At 27.0% G+C, this 22263-nt stretch carries 20 protein-coding genes and 2 riboswitches; of the genes, 14 read left to right on the plus strand and 6 right to left on the minus strand.

Features of this window, described 5'->3' with window-relative positions; all coding sequences use genetic code 11:
* The first annotated feature begins 230 nt into the window (after positions 1 to 230).
* Complete coding sequence (locus J2S18_RS06570; RefSeq protein WP_307484830.1) at positions 231 to 689, plus strand: DUF1097 domain-containing protein; 459 nt, start codon at positions 231 to 233, stop codon at positions 687 to 689.
* A 38-nt stretch (positions 690 to 727) separates the two neighbouring features.
* Positions 728 to 1051, plus strand: coding sequence for a CGGC domain-containing protein (locus J2S18_RS06575; protein ID WP_307484831.1), 324 nt, complete (start codon positions 728 to 730; stop codon positions 1049 to 1051).
* 206 nt (positions 1052 to 1257) lie between these two features.
* Here the strand turns inward: J2S18_RS06575 and J2S18_RS06580 are convergent, their stop codons facing one another.
* The 5 genes from J2S18_RS06580 to J2S18_RS06600 form a co-directional block, all read right to left on the minus strand.
* Entirely contained in the window at positions 1258 to 2583 is a 1326-nt protein-coding gene (locus J2S18_RS06580) for an MFS transporter (RefSeq protein WP_307484833.1), read from the minus strand.
* Between the two features lie 149 nt (positions 2584 to 2732).
* Entirely contained in the window at positions 2733 to 3761 is a 1029-nt protein-coding gene (locus J2S18_RS06585) for an ABC transporter substrate-binding protein (protein ID WP_307484834.1), read from the minus strand.
* Positions 3742 to 4530 carry a DUF3919 family protein gene (locus J2S18_RS06590; RefSeq protein WP_307484837.1) on the minus strand — a complete coding sequence of 263 codons (789 nt, stop codon included), beginning with the start codon at positions 4528 to 4530 and terminating at the stop codon, positions 3742 to 3744. Before J2S18_RS06590 ends, J2S18_RS06585 begins: the two co-directional genes overlap by 20 nt.
* Positions 4531 to 4560: 30 nt before the next feature.
* Positions 4561 to 5946 carry a HAMP domain-containing sensor histidine kinase gene (locus J2S18_RS06595; protein ID WP_307484840.1) on the minus strand — a complete coding sequence of 462 codons (1386 nt, stop codon included), beginning with the start codon at positions 5944 to 5946 and terminating at the stop codon, positions 4561 to 4563.
* Positions 5933 to 6607, minus strand: coding sequence for a response regulator transcription factor (locus J2S18_RS06600; protein WP_307484842.1), 675 nt, complete (start codon positions 6605 to 6607; stop codon positions 5933 to 5935). Before J2S18_RS06600 ends, J2S18_RS06595 begins: the two co-directional genes overlap by 14 nt.
* 417 nt (positions 6608 to 7024) lie before the next feature.
* Between J2S18_RS06600 and asnB the strand changes: the two genes are divergently transcribed.
* The 5 genes from asnB (at position 7025) to J2S18_RS06625 (ending at position 12339) form a co-directional block, all read left to right on the plus strand.
* Positions 7025 to 8887 carry an asparagine synthase (glutamine-hydrolyzing) gene (asnB, locus tag J2S18_RS06605; protein WP_307484844.1) on the plus strand — a complete coding sequence of 621 codons (1863 nt, stop codon included), beginning with the start codon at positions 7025 to 7027 and terminating at the stop codon, positions 8885 to 8887.
* Between the two features lie 61 nt (positions 8888 to 8948).
* Positions 8949 to 9035: riboswitch (TPP riboswitch) on the plus strand.
* Between the two features lie 135 nt (positions 9036 to 9170).
* Positions 9171 to 9830 (plus strand): thiaminase II, encoded by a 660-nt coding sequence (gene tenA, locus J2S18_RS06610; RefSeq protein WP_307484847.1) that lies wholly within the window; start codon positions 9171 to 9173, stop codon positions 9828 to 9830.
* 6 nt (positions 9831 to 9836) lie between these two features.
* Positions 9837 to 10589, plus strand: coding sequence for an ABC transporter ATP-binding protein (locus J2S18_RS06615; RefSeq protein WP_307484848.1), 753 nt, complete (start codon positions 9837 to 9839; stop codon positions 10587 to 10589).
* Positions 10586 to 11329 carry an ABC transporter permease gene (locus tag J2S18_RS06620; protein ID WP_307484849.1) on the plus strand — a complete coding sequence of 248 codons (744 nt, stop codon included), beginning with the start codon at positions 10586 to 10588 and terminating at the stop codon, positions 11327 to 11329. Before J2S18_RS06615 ends, J2S18_RS06620 begins: the two co-directional genes overlap by 4 nt.
* Positions 11326 to 12339, plus strand: a complete 1014-nt coding sequence (locus tag J2S18_RS06625; protein ID WP_307484850.1) for an ABC transporter substrate-binding protein — start codon at positions 11326 to 11328, stop codon at positions 12337 to 12339. Before J2S18_RS06620 ends, J2S18_RS06625 begins: the two co-directional genes overlap by 4 nt.
* Before the next feature lie 122 nt (positions 12340 to 12461).
* Here the strand turns inward: J2S18_RS06625 and J2S18_RS06630 are convergent, their stop codons facing one another.
* Positions 12462 to 13232 (minus strand): SDR family NAD(P)-dependent oxidoreductase, encoded by a 771-nt coding sequence (locus J2S18_RS06630; protein ID WP_307484852.1) that lies wholly within the window; start codon positions 13230 to 13232, stop codon positions 12462 to 12464.
* A gap of 301 nt (positions 13233 to 13533) precedes the next feature.
* Positions 13534 to 13697, plus strand: a riboswitch (M-box (ykoK) riboswitch).
* A gap of 321 nt (positions 13698 to 14018) precedes the next feature.
* Here J2S18_RS06630 and mgtA point away from each other — a divergent pair.
* From mgtA to J2S18_RS06665, 7 genes are all read left to right on the plus strand, one after another.
* On the plus strand, positions 14019 to 16715 hold the full coding sequence (gene mgtA / locus J2S18_RS06635; protein ID WP_307484854.1) for a magnesium-translocating P-type ATPase: 2697 nt from the start codon (positions 14019 to 14021) through the stop codon (positions 16713 to 16715).
* 609 nt (positions 16716 to 17324) lie between these two features.
* Complete coding sequence (locus J2S18_RS06640) at positions 17325 to 17621, plus strand: hypothetical protein (RefSeq protein WP_307484855.1); 297 nt, start codon at positions 17325 to 17327, stop codon at positions 17619 to 17621.
* A gap of 18 nt (positions 17622 to 17639) precedes the next feature.
* Positions 17640 to 17936: a PQ-loop domain-containing transporter gene (locus tag J2S18_RS06645; RefSeq protein ID WP_307484856.1), complete on the plus strand. Its 297-nt coding sequence runs from the start codon at positions 17640 to 17642 to the stop codon at positions 17934 to 17936.
* A gap of 58 nt (positions 17937 to 17994) precedes the next feature.
* Positions 17995 to 20292 carry a xanthine dehydrogenase molybdenum-binding subunit XdhA gene (xdhA, locus tag J2S18_RS06650; protein ID WP_307484857.1) on the plus strand — a complete coding sequence of 766 codons (2298 nt, stop codon included), beginning with the start codon at positions 17995 to 17997 and terminating at the stop codon, positions 20290 to 20292.
* 12 nt (positions 20293 to 20304) lie between these two features.
* Entirely contained in the window at positions 20305 to 21177 is an 873-nt protein-coding gene (gene xdhB, locus J2S18_RS06655) for a xanthine dehydrogenase FAD-binding subunit XdhB (protein ID WP_307484860.1), read from the plus strand.
* Positions 21178 to 21202: 25 nt separating this feature from the next.
* Positions 21203 to 21676 carry a xanthine dehydrogenase subunit XdhC gene (xdhC, locus tag J2S18_RS06660; protein WP_307484863.1) on the plus strand — a complete coding sequence of 158 codons (474 nt, stop codon included), beginning with the start codon at positions 21203 to 21205 and terminating at the stop codon, positions 21674 to 21676.
* 86 nt (positions 21677 to 21762) lie between these two features.
* Positions 21763 to 22236 (plus strand): nucleoside deaminase, encoded by a 474-nt coding sequence (locus J2S18_RS06665; RefSeq protein ID WP_307484866.1) that lies wholly within the window; start codon positions 21763 to 21765, stop codon positions 22234 to 22236.
* Positions 22237 to 22263: the final 27 nt, after the last annotated feature.

The raw sequence follows: 22263 nt of genomic DNA on the forward strand, positions 1-22263 counted from the left end.
AACAAAAATTAAACGTTTTCATACATTCCGGTTAAAGTTTAAATTTATTTAAAATTCATCATAAAATAAAAATATTATTTACTAAAAATATATACATATAAGGAATATAAAATATAGATTATAATAACTATTTTAATGTTAATGGAGATGGTATAATTGTAATAAGATTAGGAAAAATATTTATAAAAAGATTAATTTAAGTTATATCTTATAATAAAAGGAGGGATCTTTTGGATTTACTAACAGCAGTGGCTATAAGCGTAGGGATATTATCAGGTCTCTGGGCTTTCATTAGTGATTCTTTAGGCTTAATAACTTGGGTTGGTTTTATAGGGTGTACAAGTTATTTTGCATCAGGAGGTAAGATTGATGGATTTAAGAAATCTATTATTTCTAATATATCAGGTGTAATTTGGGCTATGTGTATAATACTTGGATCAAGTGCATTTAGTTCACCATATATTTCTTATATTCTTACTGGAATATTTTCCTTTGTTATGTGTATACAAGCTAAATCAAAAATCTTAGGATTTATTCCAGGAGCATTTTGTGGTGCTTGTTGTACTTTTGGAACAGGGGGAAACTGGAAGGCTGTTATAATTGCATTAATATGTGGAGGAATACTTGGCCACTTATCTGATATAGGAGGTTTATTATTATATAGAAGATTTAAAAAGGATACAGATTAAATAATTACATAAAAAATATTACATAAAGGATGGAAAAAATGAGTATAGCTATAATGGCATGTAGAAAAGCAATGGGAAAATGTTCAGCTACAGGATGTTTTAAGGCATATAATAAATCCACAGCTGCTTTTGAAATATATGGGGATAATAAAGAGGAACTTGTTAGTTTCTTTTATTGTTCAGGATGTAATGAAACCTTATCTCCAAATGAAAATTGGAAACATAAAATAAGTCAATTAAAAAAGAATAATGTAACAACAATACATATATCACATTGCATTATGAGTAAGTGCGATGATTATAAAAGACATGGAAGAATTCTTGAAAAGGAAGGCTTTAAAGTCATTTATGGAACACATTAAAAAGATTAAAACGGATTCTTACTTGAATCCGTTTTTTTATATGGAAAAAGGAAAAATAAAATTTTACTTTAAATTATAGGCTATGTTTTAAAAACTTAACTAAAATATAGGTTAACTATAAAAAAGAGAACCTTATTAAGAATGCATAATTTAAAATGTATTACTTAATAAAGTTCCCATATATACTAAATTAATTATAAAATTAATTAGTTTTCTTCAGCAGTAGGTTTTTTAATACCTAAAGTTAAACATAATAATAGTAATGCAATTACGGCACCAACTATTATAAATATGAAGGCTCCATTCCATCCAAAGTGATCTGCTATAAATCCTATAACTAAGTCAGCCATAAGTTCACCTAGAAGGTATGCACAAAGACCTGATAGACCAACAGCAGAACCAACAGCAAAGTTTGGAACAATATCAATTAAGCTCATACCAATTAATAATTGTGGTCCATATATGAAGCAACCTATTACAGCAACTGAAACCATAGTTACCATATAACTTGCAGTTGTCCAATAAGCAATTACTGCAAATATAACACCAATCATACATATTATACTAAGTGGAGCACGCTTACCTTTAAATAAAACATCTGAAAGCCATCCAAGTAATATAGAAGCTGGAATTGCAGCATATTCAAATAAGAACATTGCCCAGTTTGAGTCAGCAACTGAGAATCCTTTATCTTGTTGAAGGTATATTGGAATCCAGTTAACAACACCTTGTCTTATTAAATATACGAATATATTAGCTAAGCATAGGTACCAAACATATTTATTTTTTAAAACATATTTTACTATTATTTCTTTTGAAGTTAAGTTTACTGGTTCATCAACTTTAACTTCAGGATAATCATTTCTATATTCTTCAATTGGAGGTAATCCAACTGATTCAGGAGTATCTGCTCCTATAATAAACACAAAAATAGCAATTACAATACAAATAGCAGCTGGTAAGAAGAATATACTTTGAAAGTTATTTGCTCCAAACATAATTAATGCTAATGTAGCTATAGGAGCTATAAGTCCACCACCAACATTGTGAGATGTATTCCATATTCCCATTTTTAGTCCTCTTTCATTTTGAGAGAACCATTTACCTATTATTATAGAACATGGTGGGGCACCCATTGCTTGGAATAATCCATTAATAATCATAAGGATTAAGAAAGCCCAAACTCCAGTTGTAAAGCCCATAAAAATACTAACTATTGAAGAAGCTAAAAGTCCAAAGCCAAGAAAATATTTAACATTTGATCTATCAGCTAAACTTCCTAAAACGAATTTACCTAAACCATAAGCAACAGCAAGTCCAGTACTTATTAATCCGATATCTGTTTTAGTAAAATGGTAATTATTAATTAAAAATGGTGATGCTATTGCAAAGTTTTTTCTTACTAAGTAATAACCTGCATATCCAACAAACATCATAAGAAACATACGAGTACGATAAGCCCTATAGGCTGAAGGTATTTTATCTTTTGGCAACCTTTCTATAGTAGGTGCCGGCTTAAAAAAATTAAACATTACAAGTCCTCCCTAAAAATACAAATCTATCTGATTACGTTTTCTGTATTTGGTTACATTAATATAATAAAATAATTAATATACAAGAAAATCTCTTAAGTGTTTCATAAATGTAACATTTAAGAGATTTTAAAATATTTTGTATTTTTTTAATTGTAGGTATTATTGAAAATATTCATAATATTATTTCTTTCTAAAGCTGCCTTTTTAAAACTATATCCTTCATATATATTTTGAGTAACAGAATTAGTCTTTTTTGTTGATATAGCTTTAGAAAATACAGAAAGATTATTAGCTGTATCATTAGAAAGTATAAAATCTATAAAAGCTTCAGCTACTTTTTTATTTGCACAATTATTAATTTCAGCAATAGAATCTACATTCCATCCAGTATTTTTAGGGGTAATACTTATAATGTTTGGATTAGATTTATTACAAATAAGTTGATCTCCTAAAAAGTCTACTGTAAAGGCATATTCACCTGAAGAAACTCTTTGAATTGAATTAAATCCACTAACAGTATAAGATGATATATTATTTTTCAGTTTTTTTATAAAATTTTTATAACCTGATTCGCCTAATTGCTGATAAAGACAAGCTAAAAGTGTATATCCAGTACCAGAAGTTTCAGGACTTGGCATTATTATTTTTCCTTTGTACTCAGGAGCTAGTAAATCTTCAAAGCTTTCAGGTAATTTAAATCCTTTTGAAGCAAATTCTTTATTCCAAATGGATTTATTAATACCTATAGCCAATGTATCTAGTTGAAAACCAGTCCAATAATCTTGAGAGTCCTTATATTTTGAAGGAATATCATAGGAATTTGGTGATTTATACTTAGCTAGAGCATTTTTTGATTTTAAAAGTTCATAAGCATCACAGGTACCTCCTATAAATATATCTCCATTAGGACTGTTTTTTTCATCTAATATTCGTTTAACTGCTTCTTCAGTAGGGAGTTTTATATATTCATAGGTGCATCCAGTTTCTTTTTTGAATTTTTCTAATAAACTTTTGGCTTCTTCCTCTCTTAAGGCTACATAAACAGTTAGATGTTTTCCTTTAAGATTTGGATAGCTATTTTCTTTTTTTCTAGGAGATAAACAATAAATAATTGGCACTAAAATAATAAGTAAAATAACAATTAGAAATATTTTTTTATGTAAAACAATTTTCATTAAGATCACCTTTTATATAAATATTTTTACCATTTTCATCTCCTAAGTATTGAAGAACTAAATAATTTTTATAAACAATAAGATATATTGTATTATTTGCAATAGAATTATTATGACCATCAATAAAAATATTAAAGACAAATCTTGGATTCTCATTTAAATTAATATTTAAAAAGTCCTTATTATCCTCCATAGTTTTAAAGCCCTTTAAAGATGAAAGTAGGTTTATCTTTTCATTTTTATTTAAAGTATGAGATTTATTGTCTTTTATACAAGTTATTTTAGATTTTGGATTATTTATTATGTTTATTATATGTGAATAATTATATAAACAATTAAATAGTGTGTTTCTTAAAGTATTAATGTAATATGAATCATTATAATAAGTTTTATTTTCTAAGGTTAAAGCATTGTTTACAGTAAAATTTTCTGTATTACCATTTGAATAATAAATTTTACCTGAAAGAGTTACAACATTATCATTTTTTATAGGATTATTATTTTTAGAATTAGATGAAGTTATGTTAGAAAAATATTTTAGTATATCATTCATTACTAAGTTATTATCGATTTTCACATCACCTAAATATTTGTTGTGAATTAATATTTTACTTGGTACTTTAATTGTGAAGGATTTTTTTGTTGATTCAAAATTATCAATAACTTTTAAGTTGTTATATACAATTCTTGTAGAATAAAAGTAAAATATTAAGCATGCAATTACAAATAGAAAATATAATACTATTATATTTTTAAGATTCTTTTTCATAAAAAGTTCCTTTCAAAATTATCATAGAGGTTATTCTTTTTTCTTAAAGAAGGTAATAGTTATAGTGGTACCTTCATCTAAAGTACTTTGAATTTTAAAGTCCCCATTTTGACTAGATAATATATTTTTACATATGTTTAAGCCTAAACCATTTCCTTGTGTACTTTTTATATTTGAAGTATCAAAACCAATACCATCATCAGTAATAGAAATCTCTATTTTATTATCATAAACCTTTGATACAATTTCTATATTTTCACAGCCACTATATTTTATAGCGTTATCAATAACATTTATAAATATTTGTTTTGTTTTATCATAATCACCATAAGTAAATATATGATCATAATTTTTGATTACATTTATATGATAGTTATTAAGTTTTATGTGCAATATATTTAAACATTCATCAATTAAGTCTTTAAGATTTATATAAGTGGCATAAATAGCAAAATTTTCATTATTAGATTTTGCTAAAATTAAAATTTCTTCTACTAAAGTTAATAATCTACGGCCCTCTTTTTCAATTAAAGAAGAACTTTTTATTATTTTTTCTTCATCCTTTAATTGTGGAATTATTTCAGAAAAGCCGATTATTGCAGTAAGAGGAGTTTTAAATTCATGAGATATATTATCAAAGAATTTTTTTTGCTTAACCTTAGCTTCCTTGAGTTCACTTATATAATTTTCAATATTTTCACTCATTAAATTAAAGGTATTAGCTAAATCTTCAATTTCATCACCACTATTAATTTCAACCTTTTCTCCAAAGTTACCTTTAGATATTCTTTTTGACTGGTTCTTTAGAGTTAAAATTGGTGTTACAATTTCTTTTGAAAAGGCAAGTATTAAAATTACTCCTATGAAAAGAGCTATAATTCCAACAATTATCATTATAGTAAGAGTATTATTTAATATGGAAACTGATGATGAATTTTTTAATATTAGTCTAAAAACTCCACAGTGAGTATTTTTATAAAATATAGGAGTTGATAGAAAAATATAAGGAACTCTATCTACTTTTTTTATAATGTAAGATTGAGAACCATCAATAGCCTTATCAATATCTTTGTTGTATAAACTAATTTGATTTTTATCGGAATCATAGGTTATTTGACCAGAGTTACTTATTGTTTGAACTCTAATATTAAACCTATTACTTAAATTAGTTGCAATAAATGGGGAGATAGATTTAAAAACTTCCTCTTTATTTGGATTTTTATTAGCTTCTAGTAAGTTTTCAATATATCCTCCCATAGTGTTACTTTCTTTTAATAAATACTCAAGAGAGTTATCTAATAAATTTTTAGATAAAGTATTAAAATTAACAATATATATAAAAGTTATAATTGGCACTAAAATAGCTATATATGTTAATATAATTTTTTGTTTAAGAGTTAATTTAATCTTCAACATCTATTTTATATCCTGCCTTATAAAGAGTTTTTATATAACTTTGACAAGGACCTAATTTTTTCCTAAGCCTTTGAACTAATATATCAACTGCCCTAGTAGTTCCTTGAAAATCATATCCCCAAACTTTATTTAAAAGTTCTTCTCTACTAAAAACTCTACTTTTATTTTTACATAAACATTTTAAAACTTCGAATTCTTTAAAGGTTAAATCTATATAATTTGAATCTACTAAAACTTTTCTTTCATTAATTAATATTTTAATTTTACCTAATGAAATGGAATTACTTAAATCCTCTGTGTTTTTAGTTATTCTTTTTGAAATTACTTTAATTCTAAGAAGAAGTTCAGTGCTATTAAAGGGCTTAGTTATATAATCTTCAGCACCTAATTGAAGTCCTAGAAGTTTATCATTAATATCACCTTTAGCTGTAAGCATTACAATAGGTATATCTGAAATAAGTTTAATTTTATTTATAAGTTCAAAGCCGCTAATGTCAGGAAGCATTGCATCTAAAATTATTATGTCAGGTCTTTCCTTTATAATTGATTCTATTGCATCATTTCCACAAGTTGCTGTATTTACCTTGTAATTGTGAAGTTCTAGATTCATTTTTATAAGTTGTAATATGCTGATTTCATCATCAACTACTAAAATATTCAAATCTTTCTCTCCTTTTGTAATTAAGTTTATTATTTAAATTACTAAATTATTATACAGAAATTGCTTTGTTTTTACAATTAACTATTATTTCTATATAAATTTAAAACAAAATGAAGAAAATATTAACAAAAAATATATTATATAAAATAAATAAAATGGTAACTTCTAGTACAAAAATAAAAAAATATATACAAAATTATAAAAAATAATGGTAAAATTAAAAAACATAATATAAAAGAGGAAAATATTAAGAAAAATATTAATATATATATAATTAACGTATTTAATACAATTTTAACGTTATTGTAATAATTAACTCAGGTTTTTGTAATTTATGAACATAAGAAAAAAAATACAATATTTATATAGAAAAATAAAATAAAGCTAAATATTCAAAAAAAGGGGATAAAAATAATTATGTGTGGATTTTTACAACTATTTAAGGGACATTTAACTGAAAAAGATGTTAACATATGCAGAAAATGTGCAGAAAGTATTATACATAGGGGACCAAATGATACTAAGCAAGTTCTACATGATAATGCATTATTTGTATTTAATAGATTAAGTATTATAGATATAGAAAATGGAGCACAACCTTTTACTTATAAAGAAAAATATACAATTGTTTTTAATGGCGAAATATATAACTATAAAGAACTTAGAGAAGAATTAATAAAAGATGGATATGAATTTGAAACACATTCTGAAATTGAAGTAATAGCGACTCTTTATGATTGTATGGGAAAAGAGTTAGTTAATAAATTAAGAGGAATGTTTGCAATTGTTATTTATGATAAAGAGAGAGAAAAAATAACTGCTTTAAGAGATAATTTTGGCATAAAACCATTATATTATATGAAAAAAGATGGAGGACTTTATTTTTCATCAGAATTAAAAGCACTTCATGAAATAAATGAAAACTTAACTTATAGAAGTGACGTAATTGGTCAATATGCAACTTTCCAATATATCCCTTCAAATGATAGTATCTTTAAAGAAATAAAAATACTTCCACCAGGTCATTTATTAGAAAAAGATTTAAATGGTGACATAAAGATAGAAAGATATTTTAATGTTGAATTTAATGAAAAAAATCATGATAAAGAAGAGTTGAAGGCTCAAATAAAAGCTGTAATGAGAGATACAGTAAGTAAGCATTTAGAAAGTGATGTACCTGTTGCAACTTTCTTATCAAGTGGAATAGATTCATCAATAATAACTAAACTTGCAAGTGAAATAAATCCAAACATAGTATCTTATACAATAGGTTTTGATATTGATGGTTATGATGAAACAACTAGTGCTAAAAGATTTGCAGATGATATAGGAATAAAAAATGTAAGTATAAGATTAAATTATAAGGACTATGTTAAGGAGTTACCTAAAATAGTTTATCATATGGATAGTCCAATAGGAGACCCTTCAATAATTCCTTTATATCATATTTGTAAGGAAGTTAGTAAAGATTATAAAGTAATTTTATCTGGAGAAGGTTCAGATGAATTTTTTGGTGGATATAATATTTATACTGAAGATGAATCATTAAAAATGTTTAATTATATGCCAAGTGGAATGAAAAGTTTATTAAAATCAATGGTAGGGGCAATACCTGATACAGTTAGAGGAAAAAGCTTCATTGTAAGAGGTACAACTCCTTTAGAAAAAAGATATGTAGGTAATGCAAACATATTTAATGAAAGAGAAAAAGCTAAGGTATTTAAAAATTATAGTTCATCAAGAAATGATTTAGAACTAACAGAAAATTTATTTAAAGATGTTAAAGATTATGATAATGTAATAAAAAGACAATATATTGATATAAATACATGGCTTGTTGGAGACATATTAACTAAGGCAGATAGAATGTCTATGGCAAACTCTTTAGAAATTAGAGTTCCATTTGTCGATAAGGAAGTATTTAAATTAGCATCAACTCTTACAAAGGATGAAAAGGTTCAAAAATTCACTACAAAATATGCTTTAAGAGAAGCTTTTAAAGATGAATTACCTGATTATTTATATGCAAAGAGAAAATTAGGATATCCAGTTCCAATGAGAGTTTGGCTTAAAAATGAACTTTATAATTGGGCATTTAATATAATAGATAACAACCCAGTTAAAGAGATAAATAAAGAAGAAGTTTTAACTATGCTAAAGGATCACAAAGCAGGAAAAGGTGATTATAGCAGAAAAGTTTGGAGCATAATAGTCTTTATAATATGGTACAGATTATATGTAGATAAAACATTAAATAAAGATGATATTTTTGAAATATAAATTTAAAAATTTTGTTATATATTAAAAAGTTATGCTATAATGATAACGAAAATAAAATAGAAAAACACACTAGGGGTGCGTAAAGCTGAGAAATACCCTTTAACCTGATCTAGATAATACTAGCGTAGGGAAGTGGACGTGCATAATATATTTTATATAGTTATATTTATTTAGAATAAATTTAATTGTAGTATATTAATATGAAATACTAATAATTTATGTATAGGAACCACTTTCTTTTGAAGGTGGTTTTTTTGTTTTTAAAATTTAGGAGGTTTTTATTATGAAAGTTTCAGAGTATTTATATGAAAGTGTAAAGGATATTTGGGAGGATTGTGTTAATCATCCCTTTGTTCAAGGAATTGGACATGGCACCTTAGAAATTGATAAATTTCGTTTCTATACAATTCAAGATTATCTTTATCTTTTAGATTACGCTAAAGTTTTTGCGCTAGGTATTGTAAAGGCTAATAATGAAGAAACAATGAGGGAATATTCAAATATGGTAAATGATATATTGAATAATGAAATGAGTATACATAATGGATATATGAAAAAATTAAATATAACAAAGGAAGAACTTAAAAGTGCAAAGGCTACTTTAACAAATAAATCATATACAAGCTATATGTTAGCAGAAGCAGCTAAAGGTTCATTAGAAGAAATAACAGTAGCTGTTTTAGCTTGTGGCTGGAGCTATCAAATTATAGGAGAAAAACTTAGTGAAATTCCTAACTCCTTAGAAGATGAATTTTATGGTGATTGGATAAAAGGATATACATCACAAGGATATAAAGACACAGTAACTTGGAATATAAAATTACTTGATGAAATAACAAAGGATTCATCTAAAGAAGAAATTGAAAAATTAAAAGATATATTTATAACAACAAGTAAATATGAGTATATGTTTTGGGATATGGCTTATAACAAGGAGATGTAAATTAATATGCTAAAATTTAATGAAGTTACCTTTAAGTATTCAAATAGTAATGAAAATATAATTGAAGATTTAAGCTTTAACGTAAATAAAGGGGATTTTGTTAGCATTATAGGAGCTAGTGGTTGTGGAAAAAGTACAATTTTTAGGTTAATTGCATCTTTAGAAAAACCTTCAACAGGAACTATTTGTATTAAAGGTGAAAATATAAAGAATTTAAAATCACAAATAGGATATATGCCCCAAAAAGATTTACTTTTACCTTGGAGAACAATTTTAGAGAATATTTGTCTTCCATTAGAAATACAAGGTGTTTCTAGTTCTAGTGCAAAAAGTCAGGGAGAGGAACTTTTAAGTAAATTTAATCTTTATAGTTATAAGGATAAATATCCAAAGGATTTATCTGGAGGAATGAAACAGAGAATTTCCTTTATAAGAACTTTATTAACTGGTTCAGAACTATTACTTTTAGATGAACCCTTTAGTGCATTAGATGCTATAACAAGACTTTCTCTTCAAGAATGGATATTAGATCAGTGGAAAAAGTATAAAAAAACAATTTTATTTATAACCCATGACGTGGAAGAGGCAATGTTTTTATCTAATAAAATATTTGTTGTAAACAAAAATCCAATAACAAATTTAAAGGAGATAAATATTAATCTTGAATATCCAAGAAGTAGAAAAATGTTAGAGGTAGAAGAGTTATTGTTATTAAAAGATAATCTTATAGAAGAGTTAAGACAGAAGGTGAAAATATGAAAAAGTATATACCCTCAGCAATAATAGCCATAATATTGTTATTAATATGGGAGGGGGCTGCAAGATATATTAATGCTATGTACATATTGCCTTCTCCATCAAAAATACTTGAAGAAACTTGGAAACTTAGAGATGTTTTATTTACAGTTCACTTAAAGGCAACATTAGAAGTAACAATAATAGGATTAGTTATATCTATATTTTTAGGAGTTTCTTTAGCAATAGTTATGAACTTAAATGAAACTGTGGAAAGAGCCTTATATCCATTAGTTGTAATTACGCAAACTATACCAATTACAGCTTTAGCACCATTATTTATATTATGGTTTGGCTATGGACTTTCAAGTAAGGTTGTAGTTACAGTGTTAATGACTTTTTTCCCAATTACAGTAAATGTATATGATGGATTTAAATCAACTAAAAGAGAAATGGAGGAGCTTTTATTAACCTTTGGAGCTTCTAAAAAGGATATATTTATAAAATTAAAAATACCATCAGCCTTACCTTATTTCTTTTCAGCATTAAAAATGGCAGTGCCTATTAGTTTAATTGGTGCAGCCATTGGAGAATGGCTTGGTGCACAAGCTGGACTTGGTTATTTTAGCAAAAGAATGATGACACAATTAAATGGTGCTGGAGTTTTTGCTCCTATTTTAATACTTTCATTATTAGCAATAATTTTAGTAGCAATAGTAAATATATTAGAAAAAAGAATTATAAAGTGGAGGAGTGAATTATGATGAAAAAATTTAAAATAATATCATCATTAATTATATTATCTTTAGTATTAACTCTTGTATCCTGCGGTGGTAATAAAGAAAATGATAAAAGTTCTAGCAAAAAATTACAAGAGGTAGATTTAGTTTTAGATTGGTATCCTAATGCAGTACATAGTTTTATATATGATGCAATAGAAAAGGGCTATTATGAAAAAGAAGGTTTAAAGGTTAATATTAAATTTCCAACTAATGCATCAGATCCCTTATCTTTAGTTGGAGCAGGTAAAGCTACCTTTGGAATATATTATCCACAGCAGTTAATAAATGCAATAGCAAATGAGGATGTTCCAGTAAAATCAGTTGGAGCAATACTTCAATCAGAATTAAATGTTGTAATATCTAAGAAGGATGAATATATAACAAGACCAAGAGATCTTGTTAATAAAACAGTTGGATATTCAGGAGATCCATTAAGTGAAGCAATAATTAAAGAGATGATTAAAAATGATAAAGGAAATCCAAATAAAATGAAACTAGTAGATGTTGGATTTGATATAATTTCAGCTATGGTAACTAATAGAGTTAATGCAACTACTGGTGGAATGGTAAATCATGAGGTACCTGTAATGGAGAATAAGGGTATTCCTGTAAATTATTTTTATCCTTCAGATTATGGAATTCCAAACTCATATGAATTAGTATTTGTGGCAAATAATAAAACAATAAATGAAAATCCAGAACTTATAAAGAAATTTTTAAGTGCATCTAAAAAGGGATTTGAAGATATGAAAAATAACCCAGGTAAATCATTAGATTTATTATTAAAGCATCAAGAAAAGGATAGTTTCCCATTAACAAAAAGTGTAGAAGAGAAAAGTATGAAAATATTACTACCAAAAATGCAAACTAAAAATGCAGAGTTTCTTTCACAAAATAAAGAGGTTTGGCAAAAAAATATAGATTGGCTTTATAGTAAGAAATTTATAAAAAATAAAATATCAGTAAATGATGTTTTTGTAAACTATAACTAAATAACATAATATAAAAATAGCTGTTACTTTTAGATAAATAAAATTTCTAAAGTAACAGCTATTTTTTATTTGTTATTTTAAAGTGTATATGCAAATTAAGTTAATTCATTAATAGGATTATTTTAGAATCCAGCTGCATAACCTCCACCATCAATTTGAATATATGTTCCTGTAATATAGTTTGCCATTTGAGATGAAAGAAATAATGCAGCACCTACAACTTCTTCTGGTTTTCCAACTCTACCTGCAGGAGTTCTAAGTTTTACAATTTGCATCCATTGCTCATTTGACATAGCAGCACTTATTAAGTTAGTAGCAATATAACCTGGACATATAGCATTAACTTGAATATTATATTTTGCCCATTCAGTTGCTAAAGAACGTGTTAATTGAAGAATTCCTCCTTTGCTAGAACTATATGCAGCAGCTGCTGGTATTCCAGCAAAACCACCCATTGATGCAGTGTTTATAATTTTTCCAGACTTTTGAGGAATCATAAATTCTTTAGCAATTTTACTAGATAAAATAAATGGTACAGTTAAATTAATATTTAATACAGAATTCCATTCCTTTTCTGTAACATCAACTGATGGAATTCTATGACCAATTCCAGCATTATTTATTAAAATATCTACTCTACCAAAATCTTTTTTAATTTTACTTATTAGAGTATCTATTTCTTCTGGAATATTTAAATCAGCCTGTATTATTTTACATTTTCCATTAGCATCTAGTATTTCTTTTTCTGTTGACTTTAATTTTTCTGTATTTCTTCCAACAAGAATTGTTGTAGCACCTAGTGAAGCAAAACCTTTTGCAATTTCTTTTCCAATACCACCGTTTCCACCTGTTATAAGAACTACATTATCTTTAAAGTTTAATTGATAATTCATAAATTTTCCTCCTTTAGTTAAATTTTTTTATATCCAGAATTTTCTATGTACTATAAATTTAATATAGCACTATAGATAGACACTATCAATAATATTTATTAATTTAACACTAATATTAACTAATAATAGATTGAAATACAAAAAATCATATTAATAATTATGTACAATGTTAATAAAGGTTGTAGTAAAGTTTAAAAAGACAATTGATTTTTGAACAATAGATTAACCTTTTGTGTATAAGTTGACAATAGATCTTTGCTTTAATATAATAAAGTTATCAAAGGTATTTTTTTATATAAGTAAATATTCTCGGTAGGTGAGGCTACCATAGGGATACGGGTTGCTGCCGCGAAATAGTGGAGACACTATTAGAAGGTCAGCAGAGTACGTCGATTTTTTTAAGGCGTATTCTAATGCAATTTCATTGCCCTACGGAGTTGAAGCTTGAACGGGGTCAGGTTATATGATGAAATTTATATATCCTCGTTTAAGTTTGTGCTTAAATGAGGATTTTTTTATTTTTAGATTTAGAAATTAGTGAGGTGAATGCGAGTGGAAGCTGGAAGTAGTTTTATGGGAATAGACGGGCACCTGAGGGAGTCTATATTTTTAAAGGCAAAATTAAAAATTAATTTTAAATTACAGCCAGTTTCAAGGCTTGTTTGATTTGCCTAAAAATATAGAAATTTAATGGAGCCTGTTTACTACAAATGTATTATGTGTAGTATGCAGGTTTTTCTTTGCCCAGAATTCTCATATTCTATTGAAAAATGAGGAGGGTTAAAAATGAAAAAAAGTGTTTTAAAAAATAAAGCAGAAAAAGAATTAAGAAGAACAGAAATAAATAATAAATTAATTAAATTTGGATTACTTAAAAAGGAAGATTTATTTGAAAAGTTAGAAACAAAGGTTGAAGGTATAACAAAGGAAGAATCAGAAAGAAGAATAGAAAATTACGGATATAACGAAATAAGTTATAGTGATGGAATAACATGGTACAAAAGACTTTTTGATTCATTTATAAATCCATTTTCAGTGGTGTTAATAATACTTGCAATAGTATCATTTTTTACAGATTATGTAATTCCAGCACCAGGTCAAAAGGATTTAACTACAGTAATTATAATTACAATAATGGTAACTTTAAGTGGAGTTCTTCGTTTCGTACAAGAGGGTAGATCAAGTAAAGCTGGAGAAAAACTTAAGGCAATGATTACAACTACAGCAACAGTTGTACGTGATGGTGAAGTTTTTGAAATTCCAATGAATGAAATAGTACAAGGAGATATAATAAAGCTTAATGCTGGGGATATGATTCCAGCTGATGTAAGAATTCTTTTTGCTAAGGACTTATTTGTAAGTGAATCATCAATGACTGGAGAATCAGAGGCTGTTGAAAAGTTTGGAGATTTACCAGAAGAAATAAAAAATAAAAAGATAAAAAGTCATTTTGAATTAAATAACTTAGCTTTTATGGGAACAAACGTTATAAGTGGTACAGCAAAAGCTGTTGTTTTATCTACTGGCAATAGTACAGTACTTGGAAGTATGGCTGATACAATAACTCAAAAAAGAGAAATGACAAGCTTTGATAAAGGTGTTAATTCTGTAAGCTGGGTTTTAATAAGATTTATGTTAATTATGGTTCCAGTAGTTTTCTTTGTAAATGGATTTACAAAGGGAGATTGGTTAGAAGCATTTTTATTTGCATTATCAGTTGCAGTAGGATTAACTCCAGAAATGCTTCCAATGATAGTTACAACAAACCTTGCAAAAGGTGCAGTTAAAATGTCAAAGTATAAAACTATAGTTAAAAATTTAAATTCAATACAAAATTTTGGTGCTATGGATGTACTTTGTACAGATAAAACAGGAACTCTTACTGAAGATAAAATAATATTAGAAAATCATTTAGATATTCATGGCAATGAAGATTTAAGAGTATTAATGTATGGATTTTTAAATAGCTATTTTCAAACAGGACTTAAAAACTTACTAGATGTTGCAGTACTTGAGTATGGACAAAAAGAAGGTTTTGAAGATTTAGATAAAAAATATGAAAAGGTAGATGAAATTCCATTTGATTTTGCTCGTCGTAGAATGTCAGTTGTTTTAAAAGATGAAGTTGGTAAAACTCAAGTTATAACAAAGGGTGCAGTAGAAGAAATGCTTGAGATATCATCCTTTGCAGAGTATAATGGGGAAATAGTTACTTTAACTGATGAACTTAAAAAAGAAATATTAAAAACAGTTGCAGATCTTAATGCAAAAGGTATGAGGGTAATTGGAATTTCTAAAAAAGATAATCCATCACCAGCAGAAAGTTTTTCTGTTAAAGATGAAAGTAACATGGTTCTTATAGGATATATAAGTTTCTTAGATCCACCAAAGGAATCATCAGCTGATGCAATAAGAGCATTACATGATTATGGTGTAGAAGTTAAGGTTTTAACTGGAGATAATGAAAAGGTAACAAAGTATGTATGTAAACAAGTTGGAATAGATTCAAGAAACATCCTTTTAGGATCAGAAATTGAAGATATGAGTGATGAAGATTTAAAAGAAGCTGTTAAACACACAAATATATTTGCAAAATTATCACCAAATCAAAAGGCAAGAGTTGTTTCAACATTAAAGAGTAATAATCACGTTGTAGGATTTATGGGAGATGGAATTAATGATGCTCCTGCCATGAAAAAATCTGATGTTGGTATTTCAGTTGATACAGCAGTGGATATTGCAAAGGAATCAGCAGATATTATATTATTAGAAAAAGATTTAATGGTACTTGCAAGAGGTGTAGTTGAAGGACGTAAGACTTTCGCAAATATTATTAAATATATAAAGATGACTGCAAGTTCTAATTTTGGAAACATGTTTAGCGTATTAATAGCAAGTGCATTTTTACCATTTTTACCAATGCTACCAATTCAAATTTTAATTTTAAATCTTATATATGATATTTCATGTATTTCAATTCCATGGGATAATGTAGATAAAGAATATTTAATGAAACCACGTAAATGGGATGCATCATCAATTGGAAGCTTTATGGTATGGTTTGGACCAACAAGTTCAATATTTGATGTAACAACTTATATATTATTATACTTTGTTATATGTCCATCAGTATGTGGAGGATATTATGGTGAGACAGGTGTTAATAAATTATTATTTGTAGGATTATTTAATGCAGGATGGTTTGTTGAATCATTATGGACACAAACACTAGTAATTCATATGATAAGAACACCAAAGATTCCATTTATACAAAGTAGAGCATCAAAATCAGTATTCTTCTTTACAGGACTTGCAATACTGGTTGGAACTATACTTCCATATACACCACTTGGAAGAATGGTTGAAATGGATCAAATGCCATCTATATACTTCGTATATTTGGTAATAACAATATGTGCATATATGATATTAGTTACTGTAGTAAAGAAAATATATATAAGAAAATATGGTAAATTACTATAAAATAAAAATAGATAATTTCAATAACTTATTGAAATTATCTATTTTTTTTATATTCTAAAATTGAAAAAGATAAAATAATAACAATATCATTATCAATTTGATAAAATTTATTTTCGATAAAGTTTTTAATATTAAATTTATAAAAATATTAATAGGATAAATTTATTAATTTGTTAAAAATATAATATTAAATTAACATAACTATAATAAGTTTTAAAAAAATATATAGAATATTATTATATTATCGTTTTGATAATATAATATCATATTGATAATAAAAATTTTAGAAATTATGCATCTTGTAATATTTTACTGTAAAATATAATTAAATAAGGTATTATATGATATATTTTTCAAAAATAAGTGGCATAAATGTTGCTATTTATATAATATAAAGATCGATGTCTTTAATCTAATTAAAGGGAGGCGAAAATATGGATCTGGTTATAATAAAGGTACATATAAAAAAGTATAAATCAAAAAATTCATACCGCAACTTATATCACAGATAAAAAAAATTAAAATAAAGAAGGGAGGGACTCACTTCTAAATTACAAAACTAAATTTTTAAAGTTTTATGTAAAGGTTTAAACGAGGAGTGAGGGTGCTATGAGTGGTTTAATAAAATTTGGAACAATTATAAATATTATAGGAGGAGTTTTAGTAATATATTCTTTCCTACCACAAATCTATACTATTTTAAAAACTAAGAGTCCAGGAAATAATAGTAAACAATATTGGATAATAATGACATTTGGTATATGTTGTATTTGTATAAATCAATTTATATGTAATGTACCAAAGGTTCAATTAATTATTCAATCTATAAATGTTGTATTTGCTATTTTTACAACTATACTAATAATTCATTATGCTCAAAAAGAAAAGAAAAATAAAAAGATTTGATGATAGGAGATGTTTATTATGAATAATTTACATTTTTGGGGGAATGTTGCCCAACTTTTAGGAAGTTGTACTTTAATATATTCATTTTTCCCACAAATATACAAATTGATAAAGCTAAAAAATTCAGAAGGAATAAATCTTCAGTATTGGGCTATATTAACAATTGGTGTGGCATGTATAGCAGTAAATTTAACAATAAGCAAAGTAAATATATTTATTCAAATAACTCAATGGCTAAATGTAGTTTTAGCATTAATAGTTTTATTTTTAGCTAGTAAATATAAAAAAGAAGTAAAAGAAAAAAGGAATTCATAAAATAAATAATATATTGATAGTTATTATAAGAGATTAAGTATTAAAGGAGTGGCTATACATGGAGAATTCTTATGATTTAATAGGAAAAGGAATAAACAGAGTTGATGCAATAGCTAAGGTTACAGGAAAAGCTAAGTACTGCTCAGATTATTTTGAAAGGGATGTACTTGTAGGAAAGGTTTTAAGAAGTCCTTATGCTCATGCAAAAATAAAAGATATAGATACTAAAGAAGCTGAAAATTTAGATGGAGTTGAAGCAGTATTAACATATAAGAATGTTCCAAATACAAAGTTTGGTACAGCAGGCCATCCATATTCTTTAGATCCAAGTCATGCAGATATAGAGGATTATGCATTACTTACAGATAAGGCACGTTTTGTTGGGGATGCAGTTGCTGCAGTTGTAGCAACTGATGAACTTACAGCAAAAAAAGCTTTAAAATTAATAAAAGTAGATTATGAGGTTTTACCTTTTGTTATAGATCAAGAAGAAGCAATAAAAGAGGGAGCTCCAGTAATTCATGAAGAAAGACCTAATAATGTAATTAGTGACTTTGGAATAACTGTTGGAGATCCAGAAGAAGTTTTTAAAAATGCAGATAAAATATATAATAAAAAATATGAAACACAAATAGTTCACCATTGTCAGATGGAAACACATAATGCTATAGCAAAGCTTGATGAAAAGGGTAGGTTGTTAGTTATAACATCAACACAAATACCTCACATAGTAAGAAGAATTGTTGCAAAGGCATGTAATTTACCAATTGGTAAAGTAAGAGTAATAAAACCTTATGTTGGTGGTGGTTTTGGTGGAAAACAAGACGTTATAATTGAACCAATAACAGCAGCTATGTCTCTTGCAGTTAATGGAAGACCTGTAAGATTACAATTAGAAAGAGAAGAAGCAATTGTTGCAACAAGAACAAGACATGCCATGAGAGTAAATATTAAAATGGCATTATCAAAGGATAATAAATTAGAAGGATATGATATAGAAAACCTTGTAAATAATGGAGCTTATGCTTCTCATGGTCATTCAATTGCTATGAGTGCTGGAAGTAAAATTAGACCTCTTTATGATATAAAGGCAGAAAAATATCGTCCAAAAACTATATATACTAATCTTCCTGTTGCAGGTGCAATGCGAGCTTATGGTATTCCACAAATGTGTTTTGTTATGGAATCTATGATTGATGATATTTGTAAAGATTTAGATATAGATCCAGTAGACTTTAGACTTAATAGTTTTATAAAGGAAGGTCATATAGACAAAGCTTCAGGTCTTGTAGTTCGTACATTTGGATTACCTAAATGTTTAGAAAGAGGAAGAGAATTAATTGATTGGGATAAAAAGAGAGAATTATATAAAAATCAAGATGGTCCTATAAGAAGAGGAGTAGGAATGGCTTGTTTTAGTTATTTCTCAGGAACATGGCCAGTAGCACTTGAAGCAGCAGGTACAAGAATAGTAATGAATCAAGATGGTTCTGTACAGGTTCAAGTTGGTGCTACAGAAATAGGACAAGGTAGTGATACAGTATTTAGTCAAATGGCAGCAGAAACTATTGGAATACCTTTTGATATGGTTACTTTAGTTTCAGAACAAGATACAGATGTTACTCCTTTTGATACAGGTTCATATGCATCAAGACAGTCATTTATAGCAGGACAAGCAATAAAAAAAGCTGCATTAGAAGTTAAAAGAAAAGCTTTAGAAATTGCAAGTGATAAGTGTGGATTAGATGCAGAACTTTTAGATATTAAAGATGCAAAGGTAATAGAAAAAGGAATAAAGAGAGAAATTTGTCCACTAGAAGAAATTGCATTAGAGGCATATTACAATAAGGAAAAATATGCACCTATAACAAGTGATTTAACTGTTAAGGTTAAAAATAATGCAATAGCTTATGGAGCAACTTTTGTTGAAGTAGAGGTTGATATAAGAACAGGAAAAATAAAAATTCTAGATCTTTATAATTTACATGATTCAGGAAAAATATTAAATAAAAAATTAGCAGAAGGACAAGTTCATGGTGGAGTTAGTATGGCTTTAGGTTTTGCTTTATCAGAAAAATTTATAATAGATGAAAAAACAGGAGCAATTATAAATAATAATCTTTTACATTATAAACTTCCAACAATTATGGATACTCCAGAAATAAAATGTGAATTTGTAGATACCTATGATCCAACATCTAGTTATGGTCAAAAATCTTTAGGAGAAAATACAACAATTTCTCCAGCACCAGCTATACGTAATGCAGTATTAAATGCAACAGGAGTAGCATTTAATAAATTACCAATGGATGCTCAATCTGTTTTTGAAAAATTTAAGGAAGTTGGACTTATATAGGAGGTAACTAATATGTATGATATAAATGAAATTTTGGAACCTAAAACATTAGAAGAAGCATTAGAATTATTGTCAAAACGTAATGATTTAACAGTAATAGCTGGAGGAACAGATGTACTTGTAAAGCTTCACGAAGAAAGATTTAAATCTTTAAATTTAATAAGTATAAGGGATATAGAAGGATTAAATGAAATAAAAGTACTTGAGGATGAATCAATAGAAATAGGAGCTATGGCAACTTTTTCAGAAATATTTAGAAGTGACATAATAAATGAAAATATAGGAATACTTGCAGAGGCAGCAGTTTCAATGGGTGGACCTCAAATTAGAAATATTGCAACTATTGGAGGAAACGTTTGCAATGGAGCGGTTTCTGGAGATAGTGCACCAAGTTTATTTGCTTTAAATAGTAAATTAAAACTTAAATCTAAAGATAGAGAAAGAATAGTTAAAATAAAAGATTTTTATGCAGGACCTGGAATAGTTAATATAGAGAAAAATGAGATATTAGTAAGTATAATAATTGAGAAAAAAGATTATAAAAACAAATATGGAAACTATATTAAATTTGCTAGTAGAAATGCAATGGATATAGCCTTAATGGGAGTTTCAGTTCTTGTAGAAGTTAAAGATGGAAAATTTGAAGATGTAAGAGTAGCATTAGGAGTTTCAGGACCAACTCCTTTAAGATGTGAAGTAGCAGAAGTTGAAGGAAAAAATATGGAAGTAACTGATGAAAATATGAAGTTAATTGGAAAACTAGCTTTAAAATCTTCAAGGGCAATAGATTTCTGGAATGCATCAAAGGAATATAAAGAGCATTTAATAGAAGAATTAACTTATAGAGGACTTAAGGAATCTGTTAAGAGAGCTAAAGATATATAGATATAGATTGGATAGGTGAAATATTATGGGTTTAAAGAAAAAAATAAAACTTACAGTTAATGATAAAAAATATGAAATAGAAATAGATGTTAGAGAATCTTTATCAGAGGTGCTAAGAAGTCGATTACATTTAACTGGAGTTAAACAGGGTTGTCTTGTAGGGGAATGTGGAGCATGTACAGTATTAATAGATGGAGTTCCAACAGATTCTTGCATTTATTTAGCTGCTTGGGCTAATGGTAAAACAATAAAAACTATTGAAGGAGTAGAAAAAAATGGACAGCTTTCAGATGTTCAAAAAGCTTTTATAGATGAAGGTGCTGTCCAATGTGGATTTTGTACACCAGGTTTAGTATTAACAACAACAGCTTTAGTAGAAAGTGGAAAAGATTATACTGATGAAGAAATAAGAAGAGAAATATCAGGTCATTTATGTAGATGTACTGGATATAATAAAATATTTAATGCTACTAAAAAAGCTATATTAAGAAGAAAATAATAAATTAATTTAATAAAATTCATATCAAGGAATTTTTTGGTATAATAAGAGTGTAAAATCTAAAATTAATTTATGAGGTTATTGAGATGAATAAGAATGAAATAATGAATTTATGTGTAAAAAGTTGTATGGATGGTATGAAAAATCATGAAGGAGGACCTTTTGGTTCAGCCATAGTTAAGGATGGAAAAGTAATAGCAGTAGCACATAATACTGTAATAGCCACTAATGATCCAACGGCTCATGGTGAAGTAAATGTTATAAGAGAAGCTTGCAAAAAACTTAATACATTTGATTTAAGTGGTTGTGAATTATATACTACATCAGAACCATGCCCTATGTGTATGTCTGCAATTATTTGGGCAAATATATCAAAGGTGTATTATGGATGCACAGTAGAGGATGCAAGAAATATTGGATTTAGAGATGAACATATATTAAAGTTTTTAAGAGATGGATGTAAAGATAAAAATATAGTGGATTTAGAATCTATTGACAAGAAATCTTGTATGGAAGCATTTAAATATTGGGTTGAAGATAATTCTAAAACTAAATATTAAAATATCATGTGAATATTTTACAAAAAG

Source organism: Eubacterium multiforme (genome assembly GCF_030813415.1).
Lineage (GTDB): Bacteria > Bacillota > Clostridia > Clostridiales > Clostridiaceae > Clostridium > Clostridium multiforme.